The organism is Longimicrobium sp. (assembly GCF_035474595.1).
Lineage (GTDB): Bacteria > Gemmatimonadota > Gemmatimonadetes > Longimicrobiales > Longimicrobiaceae > Longimicrobium.
The window spans coordinates 1-24,757 of sequence record NZ_DATIND010000087.1 but is presented as its reverse complement, the minus strand read 5'-3'; the positions used below and the strand labels follow the sequence as shown (position 1 = coordinate 24,757).

Here is a 24,757-nt window from a genome sequence, read left to right as displayed (position 1 = left end):
CGGCTCAGTGGGAATGCAGGGAGGGACGGTCGGAGGAGCGGGCCAGCACCACGCTGGCCTCCAGGAGCACGCTGTTCGCGCGGCCGGTCACCGCGCGCTGCTCCTGCCGGAGCTCGCCGCGCACCATGGCGAAGGGGGTGACGTCCACGCGCAGCCCCAGGACGGCGCCGTCGTAGCGCGGGTGCAGCGGCCCCAGCAGCGAGTCGGCGGCGGAGACGCGCACGCGCTCCATCCGCCCGTAGCCCTTGATCCCCTCGGACCTGCCGTACAATCGCCCGCCCACCTGCACGTACCACGCTTCGCCGCCCGCCCAGCCGCCGCCGGAGCCCGCGGGGCGGTGCTGGAGGTGCGCGTACTCGGCCAGCACCTCGGGCCAGTCCATCTCCCACGCCAGGTGCGCGGAGAGGATGCGCTCGTCCACCCGCGTGCCGGTGCGCGCCACCGCGCGGTCCAGGTAGCCGCTGGCGCCCACCTGCACGCGCCCCAGCGCCGGCGGGCGCGAGTACACGCGCGCCACCCACGCCGGCCGGCCGTCCCACCCCGCCAGCTCGCCGGTGCGGCCGGGGGTCTCCGGGTCGCTGCCGCGTCCGCGGCCCGCGGCGACGACGTAGCCCAGCCCCAGCGGCGCGGGCGGCAGCAGCCCCTCGGCCTGGATGCCCGCGAAGTGCAGCGGCAGCAGCGGCGTGCCGAAGCGGATCAGCTCCGGGCGCGCGACCGAGGTCTGCAGCCAGGCGCCGTGATGGTACGCGGTGTTCCAGTACGCGATGGGGGTGTGGAAGCGGCCGGCGGAGAGCTTCAGCGCGTCGTTGAAGGCGTAGCGCGCGAACAAGCGCTCCACGCGGATCCGCTCGCGCCCGTCCACCGGCGTGGCGGTGACCTCGGTGACGGCGTCGAAGTGGTCGGTGAAGCCCACGTTCAGCAGCCCCGCCGCCTGCGCCAGCTCGAACCCCGTGTCCCCCTTCTGCCGCGCGGCGAAGTCCAGCCCGGCGAAGAGAAGGCCGCCGACCCGCGGGCCGCGGTGCTGCGCGGGGGCGGGAACGGCGCACGGCAGCAGGAAAAAGGCGAATGCCAGAACGCGCAGGCGCATTGCGGGGGATCGGAGCGGAGCGTGGCGCGAAGGGCGGAGCGATTAACACGACGCAAGGTAATGGCGGATCGGGCGGATACAAGCATCCTCTGCTCCACCCCGCCGTGGCAGATGAAGCGCTTCACGACCGGGGATGAAGATGGCGATCCCGCGCGCCGGAGCGGGATGTTGCCGCGGTCATCGTCATCCGATACCCATACGGGATGCGCCCGCCGCCGCTCATCCAGCCGGTGATCTCCATCTCATGATCCCCATATCTCCAACGACCGCTGACGCCGATGGGCTCCTTCCGCGCCTGCGCGCCGCGCTCGCCGCCGCGGGCGACCCGGCCACGGCGGAGGGCGCGCGGGCGTACATGAAGTCCGCGATGCCGTACCACGGCGTGAAGGCCACGCCGCAGCGCGCCATCTTCCGCCAGCTGTTCGCGGAGGTGGAGCTGGCGACGGCGGAGGCGTGGCGCGCGGCGGTGCTGGGTCTCTGGCGCGATGCCGAGTTCCGCGAGGAGCGCTACGCCGCGCTCCGGCTGGCGGGCGACCGGCGCTTCGCCCGCTTCCAGACGCTGGATGCGCTGCCGATGTACGAGGAGATCGTCGTCACCGGCGCGTGGTGGGACTATGTGGACGACGTGGCGGCGCACCGCCTTCCCGTGCTCCTCCGCCGCTTTCCCGGCGAGATGCGGCGCGAGATGCTGGCCTGGAGCCGCGGCGGCGACATCTGGAAGCGCCGCGCGGCCATCCTCTGCCAGCTCCCGCTGAAGCGCGACACGGACCTGGACCTGCTCGAGCGCTGCATCGAGCCGTCGCTCGGGCGCGCGGAATTCTGGCTGCGCAAGGCGATCGGCTGGGCGCTGCGCCAGCACGCGCGCACCGATCCCGGCTGGGTGATGCGCTACGTCCGCGAGCACGCCGCGGAGCTCAGCCCCCTCAGCAAGCGCGAGGCGCTGAAGCAGCTGCTCCGGAGCGGCGCGGCCGACTCGATCCCGTGACAGAGTGCGAGAGTGCGAAAGTGAACCGTGGATCTCGCGAAACGATGGCATCCCGCGCGTTGGATCGGCATGCGGCGGGGATGATGTCCGCGAAGGCGGACAGTGTGCCGTTGTAGCCGCGGCTTCAGCCGCATTTTTCCACGATGAGATCCACGCGTCTCCTTTCCCGCATCTCCGCCGCGCACCCGATGGCCGGGGGGCGGCGGCGGCGTTATCGTACCGGTCGAAAATTCCGGCGCGCGCGGCTGGCCTCCCATCTCCCGAAGACGAAGCGATCGAATGGGTTCCTCGTACTCCAACATCACCCTGCACGGCGCCGGGCGCGACCGCGTGATCCAGGCGCTGGAGGCGCGCCGGCGGCAGGCCTACGTGGGCCCCGCGGCAATGGGCGGCTGCGTGGTGGTGTTCGACGAGGAGGCGGAAGACGTCCCCGACTCGGGCGTGGAGCTGGCGGCGGAGCTGAGCCGCGAGCTGGGCGCGGTGGCGCTGCTGGCCACGGTGAACGACGACAACGTCTTCCGCTACACGCTCTTCCGCGGCGGCGAGGTGGCCGACGAGTACGACTCGTGGCCCGGCTACTTCGTGGGCGAGCGCGGCGGCCCGCAGGGCGGCGACGCGGCGGTCCTCTGTGCCGCGTTCGGGCGCGGCTCGCCGCAGACGGTGGAGCGCATTCTCCGCGCGCCGTCGAAGAGCGTGGACTACCGCTTCGAGACCGCGCGCCACGGCGACCTGGCCGAGGTGCTGGGGCTGCCCGAGCACTCCGTGGGCATCGGCTACGGGTGCATCTGGCAGGGCGACGCGATCGAGCTGGAGCCGCAGCTCGTGCACCTGGGCGGCGACGAGGACCACGAAGCGCACGGCGGCGAACATCCCGGCGACGCGATGGAGATGCTGCGCACGCACCTGGCCGGCGCGCCCGGGACCGACGAGGCGCTGGCGCAGATCGCGGCGCTCTCCGCGCAGGCCAGCCTTCCCGCGCACGGCTACTTTCCCGCGCTGCTGGCGGGCGACGCGGCGGCGGTCCGCAAGCTGTTCGGGGGCGAGCCGGCGCTGGACGACCCGCTCGTCGGCCGCACGGACGGGGCGGGGATCGAGCGGCTGGTCGCCTCGGCGCGCGCGGTGTTCGAGGGGGGCGCGCAGTACACGCCGGCGGGGGTGGTGGAGACGCCGGAACGCGTGGTGGCGCACGGGATGATCGTCACCGCCGCGGGCGGGCAGACGACGTTCCTTCCCGCGGCATGCGTGTGGGAGCGGGCGGAGGGCGGCTTCCGCGAGCTGCGCGCGTACTGGTCGCCCGCCGCCGCGCGCGGCCGCCGCGGCGAGCGCGCGCCGGTGCTGCAGCCGGCCGCCGATCTCCATCTTCCCGATGTCATCTCCCGCCATCTCCAGGCGCTGGCGGCGGACGACATCGCGGGCGTGGCGGCGACGTACGACGCGCAGTGCCTGGTCCCCGTCCCCCTGCCGTGGGTCAGCGCCGAGGACAGCGTCCGCCGGCAGTACGGCGCGCGCATCGGCGAGGAGGGCGCCATCGTCCTCACCCCCTGCGCGGCGACGGACGACGGCCAGGCGTGCGCGCTGGAGTACGTCACCACGCGGTGGGACGGCGCCGAGGTGCCGCCGCAGGCCGGGATGGCGCTCTTCCAGCGCCGCGGCGAGGCGATCTGCGAGGTGCGCATCTTCGCCGACCTGGGCCCCGCGCCGGGCGGCTTCGACTTCGGTGGCGGCCTGGGCGGCGGGAGGATGGAGGAGATGATGCGCGGCCTGATGCAGAGCGCCGGGCAGATGCCGCAGAGCGCGGACGGCCTGGAGGAGATGATGCAGGGGCTGCAGGAAATGCTGGGCGGGATGGGCGGCTTCCCCGGCGGCCTCGAGGGCTTCGGCGATCTCTCCGCGCTCGGCTTCCCCGGTGGCATGGAAGGCCTCGGCGGCTTCCCCGGGATGGGCGGGCTGGACGATGCGGATGAGGACGAGGAGGAAGAGGGCGGCGCGGGCGATGGGGAAGGGAAGAAGTGACGGGCATCTCCCCGTTCCCCGGATCGCGGCGATGACGTACCAGCCGATGCGCGTCCGCGTGGTCGCCGCGCACGATTCGCGGCCCGGCGAGCCGTTCGTCATCGAGGGCCCGTCGCATGCGGAGCGCTTCACCACCGTCTTCGAGGACGACGGGCTGACGGGGTACTTCTACGCCGTGGACCCCGACTGGCCGGGGGACACGCCAATCGTGGACGCGCTCGGCATCTACAACGTGGACGAGGTGCCGCCTCGCATCCGCCTGGTCGAGGTCGGCTGGTCCGACGATGGGCTGAAGGCCATGCTGCGGCTGGACCAGCACCCCGTCGCCGTCTACGACTTCGCGGCGCGGCGGGGGTGGTGCCGCAGCGGCTTCCCGGCGCGCACCGCCACCGGCTGGACCACCTTCGGCCACCGCTGGGAAGACGAGGCGCTCGACCTCTTCCGCTGATCCCGTCTCCTCGCCCCACCCCGCCGATGATCCGCGCCGCCACCGGGGCCGACGTCTCGCTCATCCTCCGCTTCATCCGCGAGCTGGCCGAGTACGAGCGGCTGGCGCACGAGGTCGTGGCGACGGAGGAAGGGCTGCGCGAGACGCTGTTCGGCGCGCGGCCGTACGCCGAGGTGGCGATCGCCGAGGCGGACGGCGAGCCGGCGGGGTTCGCGCTCTTCTTCCACAACTACTCCACCTTCCTCGGCCGCCCGGGCATCTACCTCGAAGACCTGTACGTCCGCCCCGAGGCGCGGGGGAAGGGGATCGGGCGCGCGCTGCTGGCCCACCTGGCGCGGCTGGCCGTCGAGCGCGGCTGCGGGAGACTGGAATGGTGGGTGCTGGATTGGAACGAGAGCGCGATCCGCTTCTACCGCTCGCTGGGCGTGCAGCCGATGGACGACTGGACGGTGTTTCGCGTGGCCGGAGACGCGCTCCGGCGCCTGGCTGGCGAAGGAGGCGAGGGGGGATGATCGATTCTGCCTCGCTATGGCAGGCGCCTTCGGCGCGGGATGTGGCGGATGGAGGGGCGGGAGATCCGCGCTGCCCGGCGGAGCTGCTCGACAACCCGGAGGAACCCCGATGATCTGCCGCATCTGGCATGGATGGACCACACCCGCGAACGCGGACGCGTACGAACGCCTCCTTCGCACCGAGATCTTCCACGCGATCGAGGGGCGGGAGATCGCGGGCTTCCGCGGCATCCAGCTCCTCCGCCGCGACGCGGGCGCCGAGGTGGAGTTCGTCACGCTGATGTGGTTCGATTCGCTGGACGCGGTGCGCGCGTTCGCGGGCGACGACTACGAGCGCGCGGTCGTGCCGGAGTCTGCGCGGGCGCTGCTGGCGCGCTTCGACGAACGCTCGGCGCACTATCCCGTGGTCGAGCCGGGGCCGCTCGCGCGATGACGCAGCCCGGCGCGGCGGCGTTCCTGGAACTGGTCTCCGGGCGGCGCGGGCACTTCCGGCTGGAGTCCGGCCATCACGGCGGGCTCTGGCTGGACCTGGACGCGCTCTTCGCCGAGCCGCGGCGGATCGGGCCGTTCGTGGCCGCGCTGGCGGACGCGATGCGCGCGCACGGCGTGGACGCGGTGTGCGGGCCGCTGCTGGGCGGCGCGTTCCTGGCGCAGCTCGTGGCCCACGCGCTGGGCGTGGAGTTCTGCTTCACCGAGCGGGTGATGCCGGCGGATGCTGGTGGATTGTACGCCGCGCGGTATCTCCTTCCGACCGCATACGTCGAGCGCGTGCGTGGCAAACGGGTCGCGATGGTGGACGACGTGATGAGCGCGGGCTCGGCGCTGCGCGGCACGTTCGCGGAGCTTCAGGCGCACGGCGCGGTTCCCGTCGCCGCGGGGGCGCTGCTGGTGCTGGGCGCGGCGGGCGCGGAGTTCTTCGCCGCCCGCGGCATCCCCGTCGAGGCGGTCGCGCGCGAGGCGTACGAGCTCTGGCTTCCCGGCGAGTGCCCGCTGTGCGCGGCCGGCGCCCCGCTGGAGGACGTGGCCGCGGGCGGAGAGAGGGCGTGACGGGCGGCGAATCTCCATTCATCGAGTTGGGCGAGCGCTACCTCCGTTTCGCGGAGCACGAGGCGAAGGGCGTCTCGCCGCTCTACGAGGAGCTTGCGCGCGGTGTCGCCGGGTCGGAGCCGCTGCTGCGGTTCATCTCCGCTCTTCCCGAGGCGAAGCAGCAGCCGAACCTGGTGTTCGCGGCAGTGCGCCATCTCCATGGCACGCCGGAGGATGCAGGGCACCTCGCGCGGCTGGTGGAGCAGGATCCGGAGCCGGTCCGGCGGCTGGTGCTGGCGCGGAGCACGCAGACCAACGAGCCCGGGCGCTGCGCCGTGCTGCTCCCCGTGCTCGCGCGGCTGCCGCAGCCGCTGGCGCTGCTGGAGGCCGGCGCGTCCGCCGGGCTGTGCCTGCTCCCCGAGCGCTACGCGTACGACTACGGCCGCGCGCGCCTCGCACCGGTCGCGCCGGGCGAGCATCTGCCGCCCGTCTTCCCCTGCCGCGCGGAGGGCGCGACGCCGATTCCGGAGCGGATGCCGGAGATCGCGTGGCGCGCGGGGATCGACCTGAACCCGCTCGACCTCTCCGATCCCGCGGAGGCGGCGTGGCTGGAGACGCTGGTGTGGCCCGGCCAGGACGCCCGCGCCGCCCGCCTCCGCGCCGCAATGCGCATCGCCGCCGAGGCGCCGCCGTCCGTCTCGCGCGGCGATCTCCTCGCCGACCTCCCCGCGCTCGCGGCAACGGCTCCGCCGGACGCGACGCTCGTCATCTTCCACTCCGCCGTGCTGGCCTACGTCGCGTCGGAGACCCGGACGCGCTTCGCCGGGGTGGTGAAGGAGCTCGGCGCGGTGTGGATCAGCAACGAGTTCCCGCGCGTCCTCCCCGCCGTGGCCGCGAAGCTGGACCGGGCGCCGCCGGAGGACCGCTTCCTGCTCGCGGTCGACGGCGAGCCGGTGGCGTTCACGGGCCCGCACGGGCAGTCGATCGAGTGGATCGCAACGCCGGGCGCGAGCGGATGACGCTTCGTCCGCCGATCCCCATCTCCCGCTCGCGTTTCTCCGACAGCATGGCAGACGACACCATCACGTTGCTGCGGCAGCGGATGTCCGAGAACCCGCTCGTCGTCCTGGCGCGGCGGCCCGACCCGGCGCCGTCCGCCGCCCGACCGCGCCGTCACCACGAAGCCCCTCTCCCCACGCCGGGAGGGGGGCTTCGCCGTTGGGGGATGACGTTCGTCACGCGCGGCCGCCGTTCGTCCCAGACGGATACCGGCCGCGCGCCGCGGGGTGGATGATTCGGGCGGAAGACGGATCGCCACCCAGCGAAGGAGCATTGCATGGCCGGTGCGGTCACCCAGCCGGAATACGCGGCCCGCCCCGGCGTGGCCGGCGGAGCCGGCGTCACGCGGCGGATTCTCTCGCCGCACGACCAGCTCCCGCGCGCGCCGCTCGACGGCTGGGTGCGCCGGCTCCGCGACGCGCTGGCGCGCATCCCCGCGCCCGGCGCGCCCACCCGCGGCGACGTGGGGCGGCTGGCCGTCTGCGCCAGCCACGCCGCGCTCGTCCAGGTGCACGCCGGGCGGCCGGATGCCGCGCGGCGGACCTGCCTGGCCGCGCTGGATTCCATCGCGCGCGAGGCCCGCCCGGGGCGCGAGGAGCTGGCGGTGCACGCGATCCAGCCGTGGATCACCCTGGGGCGGCTGGACGGGCTCGCGGGCCGCGTGTCCGAGGCGCTGGCGCGCTTCCTGGCGATGCTGGAGGGCGGCCGGCGCGGAACGCTGGCGATGGCGGGCGTCACCGTGGCCGGCGAGCGGCTGGCCGCCGACGGCACCGGGATGGGAGAGCTCGAGCGGCTGGCGACGAACGTGGCCGTGCTGGACGGCCTGAAGGTGCTGCTGTCCAACGGCCGCGACGACGCCGTGGAGCACTACCTCGGCGCCTGCCGCATCGCCCCCGGCGACCCGCTCGCCACCGTGGCGGCCGAGGGGCGATGCGTCGCCCTGGCCGGCCGCGGCCACTTCCGCGAGGCGAGCCGCGTGGCGGCGGCAGCGGCTGACGGGGCCGGCGAGTGGAACCGCGCGGTGCTCGTCTTCCGCGCGGCCGAGGCGCGGCTCACGGCCGATGCGTGGGATCATGCCGCGCGCCGGTCGCTGGAGCGGCTGGGCGAGGTTCTCGGGGACGTAGCGCTGGATCGCTGCGCGTCCGTCTCCGCGCTGGCCCTGACGGCGCGCGCCGCCGCCCTGCTGCGGGAGCTGGGGATGGACGGCGCCGCGCTGGCCCGCATCGCGCTGGCCGGCGCCGGCGCGCTCGGCGACGAGGTGCTGGAGATGGGTTGCCTGGAGGTGCTGGCCGAATCGGGGGCGCGGCTGGACGACGGCGAGCCCGCCGCCGACTGCCTCGCGGCCCGCCGCGCCACCACCCGCTACGAGCGCCTGCGGCCGCCCGGAACCCCTGCGCGGCCGTTCCCCGGGCTGGACGACCTCGCCGCCGAGATCGGCGAGGCGCTGGCCGGGAGCTGAGGCGGGCTCTACACGGCACCGCGCCATCTCAAAGCCCGATCACGGGCTGTGATGCGGAAGGGGAGATGATTGCCTCCGCCGATGCCGGAAGGTTGTGGAAGCGTCACCCGGCTCATTATGATCGAAACAGAATGATCGGAACGGGCGCATGGGATGAAATGAAACGATGACTTCGATCGGCTCACCGCGTCGCAGCTTCGGGCCCTGGCTCGTGCTCGCCCTGGGCCTGCTGGGCAGCGCGTACGCCTGCGCCGGTTACGCGATGGCCGGCTCGTTCATCATCTCCAATCCGAGCGGCCATTTTCGGCCCGCCGCAACCGTCTACCTGTGCCTGATGGCGGCGGGCACGATCCTCTCCGGGTTCGCCGCCGCCGGTCTGTGGCGCCGCCGCCGCGTCGAGACGCCGCGGTAGAATGGGCGCGGCCGGCACGCCGCATTCCATCTCCAGACACCGAGACCGGCTTGGCGATTTCACCCTACCTCCGCGCCCTGCGCGAGCGTGTGGGAACCATGCGCCTCGTGCTGCCGTCGGTCACCGCCGCGGTGCGCGGCGATGCGGGCGGGCTGCTCCTGGTCCGCCAGCGCGACGGCGGCGTGTGGTCCACGCCGGGCGGCTCCATCGAGCCCGATGAGACACCGGCCGATGCGGTGGTGCGCGAGGTTTGGGAGGAGACGGGGCTGCTCGTCACGCCGCGCCGGCTGCTGGCGGTGTGGGGCGGCCCCGGGTTCGAGGTGCGCTACCCCAACGGCGACGTGGCGCAGTACGTCACGGCCGTCTTCGAGTGCGCCGTAGTCAGCGGCTCCCTGCGCGCCGACGGTGACGAGACGCTGGAAGCGCGCTTCTGGCGCGCCGATGAGGCCGCCGCGCTACCGCTGGCCGACTGGCTCCGCCCCGTGCTGCCGCGCCTGTACGCGCCCGGGGAACAGGCGATGTTCGACGCGCCGGAGTGGCATCCGCCAGCAGGGCGCGAGGGAGTGCGTTAAGGCGTACGGATCGCGGTGAGTCGACGGAGATTCATGCTGTTAGCTTGTATTAAGCGACAGATTTGGATAGATTCTGATGTTCCTCTCCCGCTCGTTCGTACACCGCACCTGAGCCGATCCCATGAAGAAGCTGAAGCTCGAAGCGATCCAGGTCACGTCTTTCGAGACGTCGAATGTGGCGCCCGCGCAGGCCGGCACCGTGCGCGGCCAGCAGCAGGTGGTGCCGGCGCCGCCCTCTTTCCTGGGCCCCTGCTACCCCACCGATCCGAACTTCGACTGCACCTTCGGCTGCTCGCAGAACACCGCGTGCCCCGAGCGGTGCGTGCGATTCACGGACAGCGTGGAGTGTGCGTAAGCACCTGCGAGGGAAGACGGAAGGGGCCGGACGCGGCGCGCGTCCGGCCCCTTCTGTCTTCCCGTCGTCACCGCCGCGGCCTGGCACGCGCGGTGGCCTCGGCGACGAGCGGGTCGTCGGGCCAGTAGTGCTTGGGATACCGGCCCTTCAGATCTTTCTTCACCTCGAAGTAGCCCGTTCGCCAGAAGCTGGCCAGGTCGCGCGTGACCTGAACGGGCCGCCGCGCGGGCGACAGCAGGTGCAGCGTCAGCGGCACGCGCCCGCCCGCGATCCGCGGCGTCTCGGTCCACCCGAACACCTCCTGCAGCCGCACCGCCAGCACCGGCGCCGCCGCGTCCGTGTAGTCGATCGCGATGCGCGAGCCGCTGGGCACCTCCACGTGCGTCGGCGCCAGCTCGTCCAGCCGCCGGCGCTGCTCCCACGCCAGCATCCCCTCCAGCACCGGCGCCAGGTCGATCCGCCGCACCTCGTCCATCTTCCGCAGCCCGTACAGGCGCGGCCCCAACCAATCGCCCAGCGTCTCCAGCAGCGCCCCGTCCGACACGTCGGGGAACGACGGGTCGTGGAGATGCAGGAAGGCGATGCGCTCTCGCAGCTGCGCCGACGCCTTCGTCCACGGCAGCGACGCGATCCCCGCCTGCCGCACCGCGTCCGCCAGCGCGGCGGCGATGCGCCCGGGATCCGGCTCCGCCAGCGGCGCCTCGCGGAGGACGATCGCGCCGAGGCGTTCGATCCGCCGCGCGCGCACGGCGCCGGCCGCATCGTCCCACGCTACCGACTCCTCGGTGGCGATCTGGTCCGCGAAGTGGCGCTCGATCTCGGCCATCTCCACCGGGGCGGCGATCAGGATGCGCCCCTCGCGCCCCGCGTCGTCCAGCTCCGCGGCGACGAGGTACGGGGATTCGGAAAGGGATTGGGGATGCGGAAAGGCGGCGCCGCGGCCGTTGCGGAGGAGATACCGCCCAGCCGCGCCCGGCCGCCGCTGCGCGATGCGATCCGGATACGCCAGCGCGAGCAGCACGCCCGCCGCCTCGTCGTCCGCGTCGGCGGGGGATGCGGCGAGGTGGCGGCGGAGATCTTTCGCCTCGGCGCGGACGCGGTGCAGCGCCGCGGGGTCCACGCCGTGGCCGCCGGTGCCGCCCTCGCGCCGGAGCGCGGCCAGGCGCAGCCGCGCGTCCGCGTCCGCCGCGCGTCCCTCCCCGCGCAGGACGTCGCGCTCGGCCAGCAGCGCCGCGAGGTCGCACGCCGTCGCGCCGAGCCGCATCTCCTTCGCGCGCAGCAGCATGTGCGCGAGGCGGGGGTGCAGCGGGAGCGCCGCCATCGCCCGGCCGTGCGGCGTCGCGGCGCCGGCGGCGTCCAGCGCGCCCAGCTCGCGCAGGAGCTCGCGCGCCTGCGCGAAGGCCGCGGCGGGCGGCGGATCCAGCCACTGCAGCTCGGCCGGATCGGCCACGCCCCACGCCGCCAGCTCCAGCGCGAGCGGCGCCAGGTCCGCCTCCAGGATCTCGGGCGGGCGAAACGGCTGCAGCGCCGCGTCTTCCGCCTCTGTCCACAGCCGCCGGCAGACGCCGGGGCCCAAGCGTCCGGCGCGCCCGCGCCGCTGGTCGGCCGACGCGCGCGACACGGCGACCGTCTCCAGCCGCGTCATCCCGGTGCGCGGCGAGAAGCGGGGAACGCGCATCAGCCCCGAATCGACCACCACGCGCACGCCCTCGATCGTCAAACTCGTCTCCGCGATCGACGTCGCCAGCACGATCTTTCGCCAGCCGGGCGGGGAGGGGCGGATGGCGTCGTCCTGCGCCTCCTGCGGCAGGTTGCCGAAGAGCGGGTGGATGCGGACACCGCGCGGAAGCCCGTCCGCCGCCAGCATCTCCTCCACCCGCCGGATCTCCCCCGCGCCGGGGAGGAAGACGAGCACGTCGCCCTCCTCCGTCTCCAGCGCGTCGCGGACCGCGCGCGCGGTGACGGCTTCGATGCGCCCCTCCGGCCGCCGCGCGAGCCAGCGCGTCTCCACCGGATAGGCGCGCCCCTCGCTGGTGACGACCGGCGCATCCCCCAGCAGCCGCGCGACGGGGCCGCCGTCCAGCGTGGCCGACATCACCAGCACGCGCAGGTCGTCGCGGAGCACGGCGCGCGACTGGAGGGTGAGGGCGAGGCCCAGGTCGGCGTGCAGCGAGCGCTCGTGGAACTCGTCGAAGACGACGATCCCCACCCCCTCCAGCGCCGGGTCGTGCTGCAGCATCCGCGTGAGCACGCCCTCGGTGACCACTTCGATGCGCGTCGATGGGCCCACCCGCGTCTCCATCCGCACGCGGTAGCCCACCGTCGCGCCCACGCGCTCGCCCCGCAGCTGCGCCATCCGGTTCGCGGCGGCGCGCGCGGCCAGGCGGCGCGGCTCCAGCATCACGATCTTCCGCCCGCCCAGCCACGGCTCGTCCAGCAGCGTCAGGGGGACGAGCGTGGTTTTCCCCGCGCCGGGGGGCGCCTGCAGCACGGCGGCCGTCCCCGCGCGCAGGGCTTCGCGCAGCGCGGGGAGCACGGGCTCGATCGGCAGGGCGGTATCGGGGAGAGGACTCATCGCGGCCCAATATCGCACGCCGGGCGCGTGCGTTCCACCTCACCCCTCGCGCGGCGGGCCGGAAACACGCATTCTGTATTCTTCTCCGGGTTTCCGAATCCCCCCAGCATTCCGGCCATGGCTTCCCACGACTCCGAAGATCTGAAGGTGCCGCAGAAGATGCGGGCGAGGTACGACGAAATCGTCGCCGTCACCGACGCCTTCGCCGCGGCGCACCTCGATGCCGAGTACGCCGCGCTGGCGAGGGAGATGGCCGCGGTGCTCAGCCGCAAGCGTCCGTCTCCGCTGGCCGGCGGACGCGCGAGGAGCTGGGCCGCGGCGATCGTGTACGCGCTCGGGCAGATCAACTTCCTCTTCGACCCCGGCAACCAGCCCTTCCTGGAGGCACGCGAGCTCTGCCGGCTGATGGAGGTGAGCCAGGGCACCGCCTCGACCAAGGCGGCCGACATTCGCAAGATGTTGAAGATCGGTTACTTCGACTCGCGCTGGAGCCTCCGGAAGCTGGTGGAGGAGAGCCCGCTCACGTGGCTTTTCGAGCTGTCGAACGGGATGATCGTGGACGCCCGCGATCTGCCCCGGGAACTCCAGGAGGAGATGCACGCAGCCGGGTTGATCCCGTTCGTTCCGGAACCGAGGGGGGATTGATGCACGTGAAGCTCGCCGCCTGCGCGGCCATCGCCCTCGCCTGCGCCGCGCTGGCGCCACCGGAGCGCGCCGCACGGCCGCCGCTCACCTACACCATCGCCCGCGCGCGCACCTTTGCGGCCGGCCGCGAGGTGACGGTGGAGGGGATCGTGACGGTGCCCTCCGGCGTGATCGACGCGGGGTTCGCCATCCAGGACGCCACCGGCGGCATCTGGGTGGCCGACAGCACGCAGCACCTGCGCACCGGCGCGCGGATGCGGGTGACGGGGACGCTCGCGAGCAGCCACGGCCTGCTCACGCTGGTGTCGCCCGGCATCCGGCGGATCGGCCACGGGCGCGTGCCCCGGCCGCGGCGCGTGCGCGCCTCGTCCGTGGGCGAGCGGACGGAGGGGCGGCTGGTGACGGTGCGCGGGACGGCGGTGGATTCGGTGACGAACGACGCGCCGTACGGCCACAAGCTGCGCATCGACGACGGATCGGGCGCGGTGCAGATCTTCTTCCCCGCGGGCGCTGGCGATTTCGATTTCCGCGCGATCCGCCCCGGCACGCGCGTCACCATCACCGGCTTCAGCGGCCAGTACGACCAGACGCTCGAGGTGCTGCCGCGCTCGCGGGCCGACGTGGTGGTGGCGCGCGGAAGGTGAGGTGCGTCCAGATCGACGCGAATGGATTCGCGGCGACGACAGCACGAAGCCGTTGCGCGGAAAGGCGGCTGAAGCCGCGGCGCCGCGGCAACAACTACGGCAAGCCTCGCAAACCGCGCGAGGCTTCAACAGCATTCGGAACGCGCCAGCGCCCATCCTTCCTCGTCCGCCAGCCCACGAAACAAAGGCCCGCGCCGGAAGCGCGGGCCTTTGTTCGTGCGTGAGCTGCCTCCGCCTCAATCCCGCTGGCGCAGGCGGCGGCCGAGGAGAATGCCCAGCGCCAGCGCCGCGCCCGCGCCGATCAGCACCGGCGTGGGGTTGAACACCGCGGGGGGCACGGAGACGGTGCCGCGCTCGTCGGCGAGGGCCGGGGCGCGGACGTAGCGGCCGTCGCGCGGCACGGCGAGCATCTCGAAGTTCGCCGCGAGCATCTCCAGCCCCTCGCGCATCACCCGGCCGCGCAGCGGGCGGCCGTGGCCGGTGGCCACGACCTCGGGCTTCAGCTCGGCCAGGCGCTGCACCGACCCGCGCGCCGCATCCCAGTCCTGCGTGAAGTACGCGGGCGGGCCGTGGATCTCCGGGCGCTGCTCCAGCACCGCCAGCAGCGACTCCTGCTTCGTCGTGACGAACGCGTCGCCCGCGATCAGCACCGCGTCGGAGTCGCGGAAGAGCGAGACGTGGCCGGGGGTATGCCCCGGCGTCCACAGCCACCGCCACCCCGGCATCCCCGGCACCGAGCCGTCTTCCGGGAGCGGCTGCACGCGCTCGCCCAGATCGATGGGGCCGCGCGGATACAGCGGGCTGCCGAGGGCCATGAATCCTCCGCCCACCGTGGGGTCCGGCGGCGGGTACGACGAGCGGCCGGTGAGGTACGGCAGCTCCAGCCGATGCGCGTACACCGGCGCGTCCCACGCCTCCGCCAGCTCGCGCAGGGCGCCGATGTGGTCGAAGTGCCCGTGCGTCATCACGATCGCGGCCGGCCGCGACTCCGCCCCGAAGCGCCGCGCCGCGTGGCGTACGATGGTGTGCCCGAAGCCGTACATCCCCGCGTCGACCAGCACCCAGCCGCGGTCGCCCGCGCCCGGCTCGCCGTACAGGAAGCAGTTGACGATGCCGGTCCGCACGCACTCCACGTCGTGCGCGATCTCCACGTCCGGATCGCCCCGTACCTCGCTCAGCAGCTCCGTCGCCATGCTCGCTCCTCGCCTGTGTCCCCGTCGTCGCATGCCCATGCGGAAGAGCGGGGAGGGCGCTTCAAGGCGTGTGCCGCAGGGATGCAGACCCTTCACCGCGACGAGAGGTGGAGAGACGGCGCGGCCTTCCTGGATGCGATCCGGCTCTCCGGCCGCGGAGGGAGATCGAGGGCGGTGGCGAGTCTCCGCGTTTTGTCCACGCTCTGCTGTTTACCAAATGTTTGATTGACGTCCCTAAAAGAACGACTAAGATGCGAATCGCCCTACAACCCGCGACCGCATCTTCATGCTTTCCGTCGCCAAGTGGAGTTCACCCTTCCTCCGTGAGTCCGTCGGCGAGTTCCTGGCGCCGGCCGGCCCGCGTACGGCCGGGAGCGAGGTGCTGCTCCTGCGCCTGATCAGCCTTCCCGGCGACAGCGACCCCGGTGCCGAGGTGCGCCAGCTCCCGGTGCACGTGCGCGAGCTGCGCGCGCGGCATCCGGGCTCGCCGGTGGCCGTATGGATCGCCGAGGCTCCGCTGCAGGTGGTGGCCGACGCGGCGCGGAGCGCCGCGGGTGCCCAGGTCCGCGCCATCCTGGGCGGCGACGCGCCGGACCCCGACGTGCTGCGCGCGCAGCTCACCCATCCGCTGGATCTGAGCTCGTTCGTGCTGCGCTGGGCCTCGGACGCCGGCTACCTGCCGCCGGGGGTGGAGCAGGACGACGTGCGCGAGCTGCTGGACGCCGCGCCCGACGTGCGCACGCTGGAGCGGCTGTCGCTGAACCGGCAGGTGGCCGCGCGCACCTGGCGCAGCCGTCTGCAGCAGATGGGGCTGCCCAACCCGCGCGCGTGGCTGGCGCTGGCGCACGCGCTGCACGTTGCCTTCTTCGTGCAGCGCAACAGCACCGAGCCGCTGCACCTGCTCTCGGAGCGGCTGGGGATGCTCACCGTGGCCAACATGAGCCAGCAGTTCCGGCGCGTGTTCGGGCTCTCGCCCGGGCAGGTGCGCGAGCTGCTGGGCGCCGAGCCGCTGCTGCACCGCTGGTTCCAGAACCGCGCGTAGCGATTGCCCCGGACCGCTACACCTGGATCGGCGGCTGCGTGGAAAGGCAGACCGTGCAGGTGCTCGCGGCGGCGTCATGGGTGTATCCGGGCTCGCACGGAGCCCCCACCGTCTGGCAGACCTCCGTCTGGCTTACCGGCGGCTGGATGGAGGCCTCGGCGAAGGTCTGCAGCGACAGCACCGTGTCGATCGAGGCGGGATCGGCGCCGTGAGGATCGTGGAGGATGAAGGCGGTTCGCATCGACGGCTCTCCATGAAGGGGGGATGGATGGGACGCCCGCGCGGACGGCTGCGATGCGCGGAGCCCATCCGCGAAGGATCAGGCGCCCGCCGCGATGCCCACGCGGACGCGGCGCCGCGCGGCCGCCGGCCTCGCGCGTCCGGAGCCCGCCTCCGGCCCCGGAACTACGGCGGCCGATGCGGGCGCGCCCGCCAGTGGCGCGGACGCGGGGAAGCCGGGGAGGAGGTGGTCGGGGAAGAAGGCGCGGTGGCCGCCGTGCACCAGCCGGTGCAGGAAAAGCCCGATCCCCGAGGCCCCCATCCCGAACTCGCTGGACACGCGGTTCAGCGCGCCGCCGGGGAACGCCGTGCCGAAGCGCGTGCGCACCTGGAACGGCAGCAGACCCTCGGCCACGCGCAGCGCGTCCGCGCGGTACCCGGGGTCGCCCGTCACCGCGTGGATGTCCAGCAGCGTCTCGCCCCATCCCGCCAGCCCCATGTCCTGCCACAGCTTGTTGGTCCAGCGGAAGCTGAGGGTGCGGGCGCACTCGCCGGTCCACGCGCGCAGCTCCGGATCTCCCGTGCAGGCCAGGAGGCGCACCACGGCCGTCGCCACCCCCGCCGTGCCGAAGTACACGTGCGGCGAGCGGTACGGCCGGCGCCGCGTTCCCCCCAGCAGCGGCCAGAAGGCGTACCCCGCGTCGGGCGTCACCTGCGACAGCTCGAACGCCAGGGCGCGCGAGGCCAGGTCCCACCAGCGCACGTCGCCGGTGGCGGCGCCCAGGTAGGTGTAGAAGAGGCCGATCCCGCTCCCCCCGTTCGCCAGCCCGCAGGGAATGCGTCCGTCCGCGCCCCGCCACGCCACGCCGTGCCGGCGCCTCTCGGCCCGCGTCTCCATCTCCCCCCCGATGCGCTCGGCGTGGGCGCGCAGCTCCGCGTCGTCCAGCTCGTTCCCCAGCGCCAGCGCGGCGATCCCCAGCCCGGCGGTGCCGTCGTACAGCGCATGGTGCCCGGCGGGGAGCGGCGCCGCGAGCGCCTGGCCCAGCACGCGGCGCGCGGCCTCCGCGCGCCCGCAGGCGGCCAGCGTCAGCGCCACGCCGGCAAGGCCGGCGAAGAGCCCCGGCGGGCAGCGCTCCGGCGTGGCGCGTTGCTCCACCCAGTCCAGCCACGCGTCCGGGACCTTGCTCCGCGCCCGCCGCACCTGCTCGATGGGGCCGCAGGCGCCGAAGCGGATGGAGAGGGGGTTGGTGCGGTACGTGTCGGGCGAGGCGGGCCACAAGCCGTCGGCGTTCGAGGTGTCGGCGCTGGCCTCCAGGAACCGGCACACGCCCTCCGCGGCGACGGCGGCCTCGGCCTCGGTCCCCGCGCGGACGGGGGGCGGCGGGCGGAGGCGCCCCGGCTCGCGGCAGGCCCACGGGACGGCCGAAGCGCGGACGCCGTCCAGCGCGCGGCGCACGTCGCCGGCGTTCCAGCGCGCGGCGGCGTCCGGCTCCAGCAGGCCGCGTGCGACGTCCAGCAGCTCGGGGGGAAGGCCGATCTCGTCCATCGCCAGCCGCGCGGCGTCGAGCACGCCCGCGCGATTCAGCCCCACGCCGGGCGCCAGCATGGAGCACAGCTCCAGCACCACCGCGCCCAGCGAGTAGAAGTCGTCCGCCTCGCACGGCGGCTCGCCCGCCGCTTGCGCGGGTGACGCGAACCCCGGCGTTTCCACGCGCGGGGCGAACACGCCGGCCTCGCGCCGCTCCCAGGCGTACTCGAAGTCGATGAAGCACACCGAGCGGTCGGGGCGCACCAGCACGTTGCCCACCGACAGGTCGCGCAGCACGATCCCGCGGCGGTGGAACTCTTCGAGCCCGCCGGCCAGCTCGCGGATCAGCTGCCGGAACACCTGGAAGAGGCGGCGCGGGCTTCCCATCCGGCCGCGGCCGAAGTACCGGGCCACCGCGTAGTCGCGCAGCGGCGTCCCCTCCACGTGCTCCATCACCAGGTAGTGGTGCTCCCACACCTGGAACAGGTCCACCAGCTCCGGCGCCAGGCCGCTTCCCTGCAGCTGGCGCAGGATCTCCGCTTCCTTGCGCAGCAGCGCCACGGCGTCGGTGCCGGCGTCGATCCACCCGGTCAGTGGGCGCCGCTCGCGGAGCACCACCGCGCGGTCGCGCTCCACGTCCCACGCGTGGTACATCCCGCCCACGTTCGAATACTTCAGCGCGCCGCGCACCTGGTAGCGGCCGTTCAGCGTCACCCGGTTCTCGGGCTCGGCGCCGGAGGGAAGCACGCGCACTGCCCGGGCGCCGAAGGGATCGTCCACCCCGTCCGGGATCTGGTAGTATCCCCGCCGCTCGTCCACCACCGTGCCGCCCCCCGGCGTGGCGATCCGGTGCGAGCGGGTGCCCGCGGGGTCCACCTCTTCGCCGCCCAGGTGCTCGCCGAAGCGGTAGAAGACGATGCGGCTTCCCGGAACCCGGCGGTCGGAAAGGATGTAGGGCCCGTCCAGCTCCGCCGTGGCCTGGGCCAGCGCGCGGCCCAGCCGGCCGAACTGCTCGTCGCCCGACGGATAGATGGTGATGAACTTTCCCCCGCCCTCGCGCGGCCAGTTCTTGGAAAGGAGGATGTTCAGCATCACCGCGTCGGAGGCGAACTTGAACGCGGCCGGGTCGCGTGCGAGCACGGCCGCCACGCGCTCCAGCACGTCGGCGGAGTTGGCGGGCGTGGCCGACACGTGCAGCTTCCACCCCTGCCGCAGGTGCTCCCACCGCGGGGGTCGCACCGACGTCCACACCCCCTGCGCGGCGATCTCCCAGTCGTCCGGGAGGAGCGACGCGACGCGCGCGTGGTACTCCGTCCCGGGCGTCCGCTGGTCGAGCGACGCGAAGAACTCGGGGTCCAGGAGCACGAAAGTCGAGTAGTCGGCCATGGGCGGGGGCTGCGCGGGAAGAGCGGCCGCCGTTCCGGCGCGGAGGCCGGGGGCGGAAGGACCGGGCGTTCGGATGGCCCGCGGGCGGCGGAGCCGCGTCCAGCCCTTCGGCTGGGCGGCCCCACCGCCCGGGGCGGCGGCTCAGAGCGAGCCGGGCGACGCGGCCACCTTGGTGTAGCTGCAGCTGCCCGTCTTGCAGATTCCCGTCGAGCCGATGCCGTCGCACTGGCCCGTGTAGCAGCTGTTGGTGTGCAGGGTGTTCAGGTGGCAGATGTCGGTGTTGTCGTCATAGACCACCACCGCGACGTCGGCGTCGGACATGGTCTGCAGCGACAGCACGGTCTCCATCGGGTCGCCGGGCATCCCGTGCCCGCCGAACGGGTCCAGCATGTTGTAGAGCGGTCCCATCGGGTCCTCCAGGTTCGAAGGGTGGCTGCGGGCGCCCGGTAGGGTCGCCTGTTCGATAGATAATCGGGCGGAAAAGGTGAGAACAGCCGTGATTTCGGCAGGCTGCTGCCGAAACCGTTCGTCTCTCGGCACGCCGGCCGCGTTGGGCTTGCCCGGAAAAGCGGGAGGGAGATGCTGAAAAAGCGAACGGCGCCGCGGGTGCGCGGCGCCGTTCGGACTCGAGGTCGGGGCAGGGGATGGGCGATGCGGTTCGATCGCGCCCCCGGTGTCATGCGAGACGGTGCGGCGAACGCGAGTCAGACGAGCTCCGCCAGCGCCGCGTCGATGCGCACCTTGGGAACGGCGCCGATGATCTGGCCCACGGGCTGGCCGTCCCTGAAGAAGAGGAGCGTGGGCGCGGAGCGCACGTTGAAGCGCGTTACCGTGCGCAGGTTCTCGTCCATGTCCAGCTTCAGCACCTTCACGCTGCCGGCGCGCTCGGCGGCCACCTGCTCCAGGATCGGCGCCAGCACGCGGCAGGGGCCGCACCAGGTGGCGGTGAAGTCCACCACGGCCAGCCCCTCGTGCTGCTCTACCTCGGCGCCGAAGGTGGCGTCGGTCACGGTCATCGTGCTGCTCATCGGTCTGCTCCACGTCGGGTTGATGTACGGCCGGTCAGCACGGCTCCAGCAGGGCGATGCGCTCCTCGATGCGGCCGCGCAGCGTGGCGAGCGTGGCCAGCTGCAGGTCGATCTTCGCGAGCCGGGAGCGGTAGAGCGCGACGGTGCGGCCGCAGCAGCCGGCGTCGCCGCCCGCGGCGGTGAGGCAGGAGGAGAGCGACTGCACCTCATCGAGAGTGAACCCCGTCTCCAGCAGCCCGCGGATCGCCGCCACCCGCTCCACGGCGGACGCGTCGAACTCGCGGTACCCGTTCGGCTTGCGCGCGGCGGGAAGGAGCCCCGCCTGCTCGTAGTACCGGATCGAGCGGACGCTCACCCCCGTCCGCGCCGAAAGCTCACCCACGCGCATCTCGCCACCTCCGTCGTTGCCCTGCCCGCGACCGTGCCGCCCGCGGACTGATGTGAAGGTAAACCGTGACACTGATGTTAGGGTCAAGGGGCTCGTGGAGGAAGCCGCACCCGCGTCGTCTCGGGTCGAGCGAGCGGGGCTGATGGGGCGAGGACGGACGGGGCAGCCGCAGGGAAAGCGTGTCATGCGGGGGAGATCGATTTACCTTGCCCGCAGGCCCCCGGGTACTCCTCGAAGTCCAGCCTTCCGCCGCGGCGGTCCCACGTGAGCCCCTTCGAGTACCTGCTGCTGATGGTGTCCATCCTCATCGGCCTCGCGATCGCCGACCTGTCCGTCAGCCTGCACCGCCTGCTCCGCGCCCGCAGCCGCATCGCGTGGCACTGGCTTCCGCTGGCGGCGGCGCTGCTGGTCCTGCTCCTCATCCTCCAGTTCTGGTGGGAGTTCTACGAGATGGGGCACGCCGCCGTGTGGACGAGGTACTGGGGCTTCCTGATCCTCGCGTCTGCGCTGGTCAGCATGTTCCTGCTGGCCTCGGCGGCGCTGCCGGACGTGATCCCCGACGAGGGGCTGGACCTTTCCGCCTACTACGACGAGAACCGCCGCTACTTCTGGCTGCTGTTCGCGCTCTTCACCCTGCTGGCCCTGGCGGTGGACTACGTGTCCGGGACGGACGACGCGATCGTTTCCGCGGGTCCCCTGCGCGTGGTCCCCACGCTCTGCATCGCGGCGCTGCTGGCCTCGCTCGCGTTCGTCGGCAGGCGCGGGTACCACTCCGTCGTCGTGGCGCTCCTCCTCGTCTTCTTCGGCTGGCAATGGTCGCAACTGCGCATCGGGTAGGAAGAGATTTGAGCCACGCGGAGAAGCAGAGCAGCGGACGGTTTCTCTCTCTGCTGCTCTGCTGTTTTGCGATCTGGTAATACTGGATCCGGCAATCACCTGGAGACGTCATCCTGAGGCCGACCACACCGTAGTTGCCCCGCACCGAGCGGTTGCAGGCCGAAGGATCTATAAGCGAGGTCGCACGTGCGCTGCCGGGCACGATCGATCCTCGAATTTGTCATAACAAGCAGAGGCCGCCCCGAAGGACGGCCTCGCGCCCGGTCACCGAAGTAAGCCGGGGGGATTAAGTGCTGTAAATCTACCAGTCGAACCGAGGTACTGTCAAGGCCGTTCACTATCCGCGCGTGAAAGCCGCCACCGCCGGATCAATGGTTACGCCACAGGCTCAATACTGCTCCTCGAACAGCACCACGATGCGCTCCAGCGCGCGGGAGAGGATGGGGCGGCGCTTCCACTCCTTCAGGCGGATCTCCGTGCTCTGGGCCAGGTCCGCGTGGAAGGTGTCGGTCAGCTCGGTCGCGAAGCCGCGGTCGGCCACGCCGATCACCGCCTCCTGGTTCAGCTCCTTGCTGCGGATGTCCATGTTGGCCGAGCCCACCACGCCCCAGATGCCGTCGACTACCAGCGCCTTGGTGTGCATCATGGTGGTCTGGTACTCGTAGATCCGGACCCCCGCCTCCAGCAGCCCTCGGAAGTAGAAGTGGCCGGCCAGGCGGACGATCTTCACGTCCGTGTACTTGTTGGGAAGGAGCAGCCGCACGTCCACCCCGGCGCGCGCCCGCTCGGCCAGCGCGCGGCGGATGTCGCGGTCGGGAACGAAGTACGCCGAGGTCAGGAGGATGCTCTGCCGGGCGCACGACAGGGTGGTCCAGTAGAACAGCCGCAGCGGGTGCGACCCTTCGGCCGGCGAGCTGATGACGGTGATGTGGCGCGAGATCCCCTCGGCGCCGGGCGCCGTCCCGGCCTCCTCGGTGCCGGGGAAGTGGTCCTCGCCGATCAGGATCTCGCCGGTGCTGTTGGCCCACAGCTGCGTGAAGGCGCTCTGGAGGTTCACCGCCAGGCACCCGCGCACCTCGATCATGATGTCGCGCCAGTGGTCGCGGTCCTGCGCGTTCCCCAGCCACTTGTCGCCCACCGAGGCGCCGCCGGTGAACGCCACCTTCCCGTCCACCACGATGGCCCGGCGGTGGTTGCGGCGGTAGAAGGCGGTGAGCTTGCCGAAGCGGAAGGGGTTGAACCAGCGCACCCGCCCGCCCGCGGCCTCCAGCGCCTTGAACTGCTTGTGCGGCGCGCGCCAGGCGCCCATCCCGTCCAGCATCACCCGCACCTTCACTCCCGCCTTCGCCCGCTCCACCAGCACCTCCAGCACCTGGTCGGAGATCGTCCCCTTCTCCCAGATGTAGGTCATGAAGTTGATGGTGCGGCGCGCCTCGCCGAGCGCCTGCAGGATGGCGGGGAAGATCTGGTCGCCGTTGTTCAGCAACTTGGCGGTGCCGCCGCTCTGCAGCGGCTCGTTCAGCAGCCCGGAGATGCTTTCCAGGAAGCGCGCCGACCCGGCGGGCGGGCGGTCGTAGATGGTCAGGCGGCGCGGGCGGCGCCCCATCGCCAGGAACAGGGTGGCGAAGGCCCAGACGGTGGCCAGCACGCCCAGGACGAAGAAGACCGAGATCCACCAGGGCCAGTCGACCCACTGGGTCCACTTCAGGATCATCGCGCGCTCGCCGTCAGGGGGTGCCCCACGCCGGCCGGCGGCCAGCGCGGGGGCGCGGGGCGGGCGGCGGGGGCCACGGGAAGGGGAACGCCGCGCGTTTCGCGGATCACCACCGTCTCGCTGATCTTGTCCTGGATCGCCTGGCGGTTGCGGTCCCACAGCACCTGGGCGAAGCCGAGCAGGCCGGTGAAGAAGCCGGCCGCGTAGCCGCCGAAGCGCTCGAAGCTGGCCCACAGCGTCATGGGCAGGCCGTCCAGGCGCAGCACGCGGATCCCCAGCAGCCGCTTTCCCGGCGTCTGCCCCTTCCACAGCGCCATGAAGGCGGTGAAGTACAGGCCCGTCCACCCGATTCCGATCCCCAGGTCGTCCAGCCATTCCAGCAGGATGGACAGGAGGCCGCGGTTTTCGGCCTTCTTCTTCTCCCGCTCCAGCTCGCGCTTGTCGCGCTCCAGCCCCTCGCTCTGCTCCCGCAGCTCGCCGACCTGGCCGCGCAGCGCGTCGAGCGAGTCGTGCGCGATCACCGAAGCAAGCTTCGGGCGCAGCTCGTCCGCGCGGGTGGTGTCGCCGGCGTGCACGGCGGCCACGTACAGCGCCGCCAGCGAGTCCGGGTCCGCCCGGAGCGCCGCGTCCGCCGAGTCTTCCGGCGACGTCTCGGTCTCCGCCGCCGCGGCCGTCGCGCTGTCCGCGGACGCGAGCGCGGCCATCACCCCGGCGCGGACCGGCGCGGGGCGGTCCGCCACCGTCTGGCTGAGCGCCTCGCGGATGGCCGCGTCATTCATGTTCAGCCTGCGCAGCTGCGGCACGGCGTGGCGCGCTGCCACGGCGGCCGAGGCCGAGTCGGTGGCGTGCGTCAGCGCGGCGACGGCCGCGGTCCCGGTCACCACGCTGCCCACCGAGACGTGCTTCGGCTGCGCGCCGTTCACCGACATCGCCGCCTGCTGCCCGCCCTCCTCGTCCCCGCCGTCGTTGCCGGCCACGCGCTGGCGGGCGCTGTTCCAGATGGAGATGGCCGCCACGAACAGCATCAGCGCGCCGACGCCGCGGAACCCCGCGCGGGCCGAGCGCGAGAAGAACCCTCCGCCCTTGCCCAGCTTGCGTCCCGCGAACCAGAAGAACGCCAGGGCAATGCCCAGCGCGAATGCCACCTTGCCGCTGTTGGCCAGGATCGAGCAGAGCACCACGTCGATCAGGATGGCGGCCAGGCGGCGGCTGGGAGACGCCAGCGGCAGCCCCAGCAGGTGCGGCGCCACGTGGAACGACTCGGGGGTGATGGTCTTGCGCGGGTCGAACCCGGGAGCGGTCTGGGCGTGGGCCATCGCGGGTGCCGGGGAGCGCGGGGGCGGCGGGGGAGAGCGCTGAATTTATCTGCATCGCCCGCCCCCCGACAACGGCAAAGGCCGGACGGAGATGGACAATTCTACGGGCATGCCACTCCCCGAAGACGTCATCCTGAGGCCGCCCACGCCGTAACCCGCGCCCACACAACCGCTTGCAGGCCGAAGGATCTGATAGCATAGCTTTTCGTTGACACGCGGCAAAAAAGAAAGAGCATGAGGCACCACACCCAATCGCCAGAAAGGGAGGTGCCCCATGCTCGTGCTGGAAACAAGTATCCAGCAGTTGCTGAAGG

25 protein-coding genes are annotated in these 24,757 nt (G+C 72.7%); 15 read left to right on the top strand and 10 right to left on the bottom strand.

All coding sequences use genetic code 11. The annotated features are described in order from the left end of the window. Nucleotides 1-4 precede the first annotated feature (4 nt). Complete coding sequence (locus tag VLK66_RS15910) at nt 5-1,087, bottom strand: hypothetical protein (protein WP_325310434.1); 1,083 nt, start codon at nt 1,085-1,087, stop codon at nt 5-7. 244 nt (nt 1,088-1,331) lie between these two features. Between VLK66_RS15910 and VLK66_RS15905 the strand changes: the two genes are divergently transcribed. The 11 genes from VLK66_RS15905 to VLK66_RS15855 all read left to right on the top strand — a co-directional run bounded on the left by VLK66_RS15905 (nt 1,332) and on the right by VLK66_RS15855 (nt 9,928). Next, nucleotides 1,332-2,072, top strand: a complete 741-nt coding sequence (locus tag VLK66_RS15905) for a DNA alkylation repair protein (protein ID WP_325310433.1) — start codon at nt 1,332-1,334, stop codon at nt 2,070-2,072. A gap of 279 nt (nt 2,073-2,351) precedes the next feature. Beyond that, nucleotides 2,352-4,085 carry a hypothetical protein gene (locus tag VLK66_RS15900; RefSeq protein ID WP_325310432.1) on the top strand — a complete coding sequence of 578 codons (1,734 nt, stop codon included), beginning with the start codon at nt 2,352-2,354 and terminating at the stop codon, nt 4,083-4,085. A 31-nt stretch (nt 4,086-4,116) separates the two neighbouring features. Then, entirely contained in the window at nt 4,117-4,533 is a 417-nt protein-coding gene (locus tag VLK66_RS15895) for a DUF2251 domain-containing protein (RefSeq protein WP_325310431.1), read from the top strand. A 26-nt stretch (nt 4,534-4,559) separates the two neighbouring features. Further along, complete coding sequence (locus VLK66_RS15890; protein WP_325310430.1) at nt 4,560-5,045, top strand: GNAT family N-acetyltransferase; 486 nt, start codon at nt 4,560-4,562, stop codon at nt 5,043-5,045. A 109-nt stretch (nt 5,046-5,154) separates the two neighbouring features. After that, on the top strand, nt 5,155-5,478 hold the full coding sequence (locus tag VLK66_RS15885) for a hypothetical protein (protein ID WP_325310429.1): 324 nt from the start codon (nt 5,155-5,157) through the stop codon (nt 5,476-5,478). Beyond that, nucleotides 5,475-6,092 carry an orotate phosphoribosyltransferase gene (locus VLK66_RS15880; protein WP_325310428.1) on the top strand — a complete coding sequence of 206 codons (618 nt, stop codon included), beginning with the start codon at nt 5,475-5,477 and terminating at the stop codon, nt 6,090-6,092. Before VLK66_RS15885 ends, VLK66_RS15880 begins: the two co-directional genes overlap by 4 nt. Then, nucleotides 6,089-7,090, top strand: coding sequence for a DUF2332 domain-containing protein (locus VLK66_RS15875; RefSeq protein WP_325310427.1), 1,002 nt, complete (start codon nt 6,089-6,091; stop codon nt 7,088-7,090). The genes VLK66_RS15880 and VLK66_RS15875 overlap by 4 nt, the downstream gene beginning before the upstream one ends. A gap of 317 nt (nt 7,091-7,407) precedes the next feature. Next, complete coding sequence (locus VLK66_RS15870) at nt 7,408-8,589, top strand: hypothetical protein (RefSeq protein ID WP_325310426.1); 1,182 nt, start codon at nt 7,408-7,410, stop codon at nt 8,587-8,589. Between the two features lie 166 nt (nt 8,590-8,755). Beyond that, entirely contained in the window at nt 8,756-9,001 is a 246-nt protein-coding gene (locus VLK66_RS15865; protein ID WP_325310425.1) for a hypothetical protein, read from the top strand. A 50-nt stretch (nt 9,002-9,051) separates the two neighbouring features. Continuing rightward, complete coding sequence (locus VLK66_RS15860; protein WP_325310424.1) at nt 9,052-9,573, top strand: NUDIX domain-containing protein; 522 nt, start codon at nt 9,052-9,054, stop codon at nt 9,571-9,573. A gap of 121 nt (nt 9,574-9,694) precedes the next feature. Further along, complete coding sequence (locus VLK66_RS15855; RefSeq protein ID WP_325310423.1) at nt 9,695-9,928, top strand: pinensin family lanthipeptide; 234 nt, start codon at nt 9,695-9,697, stop codon at nt 9,926-9,928. A 67-nt stretch (nt 9,929-9,995) separates the two neighbouring features. Here the strand turns inward: VLK66_RS15855 and hrpB are convergent, their stop codons facing one another. Then, on the bottom strand, nt 9,996-12,503 hold the full coding sequence (gene hrpB / locus VLK66_RS15850) for an ATP-dependent helicase HrpB (RefSeq protein WP_325310422.1): 2,508 nt from the start codon (nt 12,501-12,503) through the stop codon (nt 9,996-9,998). A gap of 117 nt (nt 12,504-12,620) precedes the next feature. On the opposite strand from hrpB, the gene VLK66_RS15845 reads away from it, so the two are divergent. Continuing rightward, entirely contained in the window at nt 12,621-13,148 is a 528-nt protein-coding gene (locus VLK66_RS15845) for a DUF6398 domain-containing protein (RefSeq protein WP_325310421.1), read from the top strand. Continuing rightward, complete coding sequence (locus VLK66_RS15840) at nt 13,148-13,792, top strand: hypothetical protein (RefSeq protein ID WP_325310420.1); 645 nt, start codon at nt 13,148-13,150, stop codon at nt 13,790-13,792. The genes VLK66_RS15845 and VLK66_RS15840 overlap by 1 nt, the downstream gene beginning before the upstream one ends. A 236-nt stretch (nt 13,793-14,028) precedes the next feature. Here the strand turns inward: VLK66_RS15840 and VLK66_RS15835 are convergent, their stop codons facing one another. Beyond that, nucleotides 14,029-14,985 carry an MBL fold metallo-hydrolase gene (locus VLK66_RS15835; RefSeq protein WP_325310419.1) on the bottom strand — a complete coding sequence of 319 codons (957 nt, stop codon included), beginning with the start codon at nt 14,983-14,985 and terminating at the stop codon, nt 14,029-14,031. Between the two features lie 286 nt (nt 14,986-15,271). On the opposite strand from VLK66_RS15835, the gene VLK66_RS15830 reads away from it, so the two are divergent. Further along, nucleotides 15,272-16,027, top strand: coding sequence for a hypothetical protein (locus VLK66_RS15830; protein WP_325310418.1), 756 nt, complete (start codon nt 15,272-15,274; stop codon nt 16,025-16,027). A 16-nt stretch (nt 16,028-16,043) separates the two neighbouring features. Here VLK66_RS15830 and VLK66_RS15825 read toward each other — a convergent pair whose 3' ends face one another. From VLK66_RS15825 to VLK66_RS15805, 5 genes are all read right to left on the bottom strand, one after another. After that, nucleotides 16,044-16,268 (bottom strand): hypothetical protein, encoded by a 225-nt coding sequence (locus VLK66_RS15825; protein WP_325310417.1) that lies wholly within the window; start codon nt 16,266-16,268, stop codon nt 16,044-16,046. A gap of 78 nt (nt 16,269-16,346) precedes the next feature. Next, on the bottom strand, nt 16,347-19,160 hold the full coding sequence (lanKC, locus tag VLK66_RS15820; RefSeq protein WP_325310416.1) for a class III lanthionine synthetase LanKC: 2,814 nt from the start codon (nt 19,158-19,160) through the stop codon (nt 16,347-16,349). 141 nt (nt 19,161-19,301) lie between these two features. After that, nucleotides 19,302-19,568, bottom strand: a complete 267-nt coding sequence (locus VLK66_RS15815) for a hypothetical protein (RefSeq protein WP_325310415.1) — start codon at nt 19,566-19,568, stop codon at nt 19,302-19,304. A gap of 296 nt (nt 19,569-19,864) precedes the next feature. Next, nucleotides 19,865-20,188 carry a thioredoxin gene (trxA, locus tag VLK66_RS15810; RefSeq protein WP_325310414.1) on the bottom strand — a complete coding sequence of 108 codons (324 nt, stop codon included), beginning with the start codon at nt 20,186-20,188 and terminating at the stop codon, nt 19,865-19,867. 34 nt (nt 20,189-20,222) lie between these two features. Beyond that, nucleotides 20,223-20,570 carry a MerR family transcriptional regulator gene (locus VLK66_RS15805; protein WP_325310413.1) on the bottom strand — a complete coding sequence of 116 codons (348 nt, stop codon included), beginning with the start codon at nt 20,568-20,570 and terminating at the stop codon, nt 20,223-20,225. Nucleotides 20,571-20,840: 270 nt separating this feature from the next. On the opposite strand from VLK66_RS15805, the gene VLK66_RS15800 reads away from it, so the two are divergent. Further along, nucleotides 20,841-21,413, top strand: a complete 573-nt coding sequence (locus tag VLK66_RS15800) for a hypothetical protein (protein ID WP_325310412.1) — start codon at nt 20,841-20,843, stop codon at nt 21,411-21,413. 388 nt (nt 21,414-21,801) lie between these two features. Here the strand turns inward: VLK66_RS15800 and VLK66_RS15795 are convergent, their stop codons facing one another. Together VLK66_RS15795 and VLK66_RS15790 are read right to left on the bottom strand one after the other, a co-directional pair. Then, nucleotides 21,802-23,127 carry a phospholipase D-like domain-containing protein gene (locus tag VLK66_RS15795; RefSeq protein ID WP_325310411.1) on the bottom strand — a complete coding sequence of 442 codons (1,326 nt, stop codon included), beginning with the start codon at nt 23,125-23,127 and terminating at the stop codon, nt 21,802-21,804. Further along, nucleotides 23,124-24,443, bottom strand: a complete 1,320-nt coding sequence (locus VLK66_RS15790; RefSeq protein WP_325310410.1) for an RDD family protein — start codon at nt 24,441-24,443, stop codon at nt 23,124-23,126. The genes VLK66_RS15795 and VLK66_RS15790 overlap by 4 nt, the downstream gene beginning before the upstream one ends. Nucleotides 24,444-24,757 lie beyond the last annotated feature (314 nt).

Coding starts and splice junctions, on each gene's coding strand:
- VLK66_RS15910 (WP_325310434.1), bottom strand. CDS start 1,087: ATGCGCCTGCGCGTTCTGGCATTCGCCTTTTTCCTGCTGCCGTGCGCC.
- VLK66_RS15905 (WP_325310433.1), top strand. CDS start 1,332: ATGATCCCCATATCTCCAACGACCGCTGACGCCGATGGGCTCCTTCCG.
- VLK66_RS15900 (WP_325310432.1), top strand. CDS start 2,352: ATGGGTTCCTCGTACTCCAACATCACCCTGCACGGCGCCGGGCGCGAC.
- VLK66_RS15895 (WP_325310431.1), top strand. CDS start 4,117: ATGACGTACCAGCCGATGCGCGTCCGCGTGGTCGCCGCGCACGATTCG.
- VLK66_RS15890 (WP_325310430.1), top strand. CDS start 4,560: ATGATCCGCGCCGCCACCGGGGCCGACGTCTCGCTCATCCTCCGCTTC.
- VLK66_RS15885 (WP_325310429.1), top strand. CDS start 5,155: ATGATCTGCCGCATCTGGCATGGATGGACCACACCCGCGAACGCGGAC.
- VLK66_RS15880 (WP_325310428.1), top strand. CDS start 5,475: ATGACGCAGCCCGGCGCGGCGGCGTTCCTGGAACTGGTCTCCGGGCGG.
- VLK66_RS15870 (WP_325310426.1), top strand. CDS start 7,408: ATGGCCGGTGCGGTCACCCAGCCGGAATACGCGGCCCGCCCCGGCGTG.
- VLK66_RS15865 (WP_325310425.1), top strand. CDS start 8,756: ATGACTTCGATCGGCTCACCGCGTCGCAGCTTCGGGCCCTGGCTCGTG.
- VLK66_RS15855 (WP_325310423.1), top strand. CDS start 9,695: ATGAAGAAGCTGAAGCTCGAAGCGATCCAGGTCACGTCTTTCGAGACG.
- hrpB (WP_325310422.1), bottom strand. CDS start 12,503: ATGAGTCCTCTCCCCGATACCGCCCTGCCGATCGAGCCCGTGCTCCCC.
- VLK66_RS15845 (WP_325310421.1), top strand. CDS start 12,621: ATGGCTTCCCACGACTCCGAAGATCTGAAGGTGCCGCAGAAGATGCGG.
- VLK66_RS15840 (WP_325310420.1), top strand. CDS start 13,148: ATGCACGTGAAGCTCGCCGCCTGCGCGGCCATCGCCCTCGCCTGCGCC.
- VLK66_RS15835 (WP_325310419.1), bottom strand. CDS start 14,985: ATGGCGACGGAGCTGCTGAGCGAGGTACGGGGCGATCCGGACGTGGAG.
- VLK66_RS15830 (WP_325310418.1), top strand. CDS start 15,272: ATGCTTTCCGTCGCCAAGTGGAGTTCACCCTTCCTCCGTGAGTCCGTC.
- VLK66_RS15825 (WP_325310417.1), bottom strand. CDS start 16,268: ATGCGAACCGCCTTCATCCTCCACGATCCTCACGGCGCCGATCCCGCC.
- lanKC (WP_325310416.1), bottom strand. CDS start 19,160: ATGGCCGACTACTCGACTTTCGTGCTCCTGGACCCCGAGTTCTTCGCG.
- VLK66_RS15815 (WP_325310415.1), bottom strand. CDS start 19,568: ATGGGACCGCTCTACAACATGCTGGACCCGTTCGGCGGGCACGGGATG.
- trxA (WP_325310414.1), bottom strand. CDS start 20,188: ATGAGCAGCACGATGACCGTGACCGACGCCACCTTCGGCGCCGAGGTA.
- VLK66_RS15795 (WP_325310411.1), bottom strand. CDS start 23,127: ATGATCCTGAAGTGGACCCAGTGGGTCGACTGGCCCTGGTGGATCTCG.
- VLK66_RS15790 (WP_325310410.1), bottom strand. CDS start 24,443: ATGGCCCACGCCCAGACCGCTCCCGGGTTCGACCCGCGCAAGACCATC.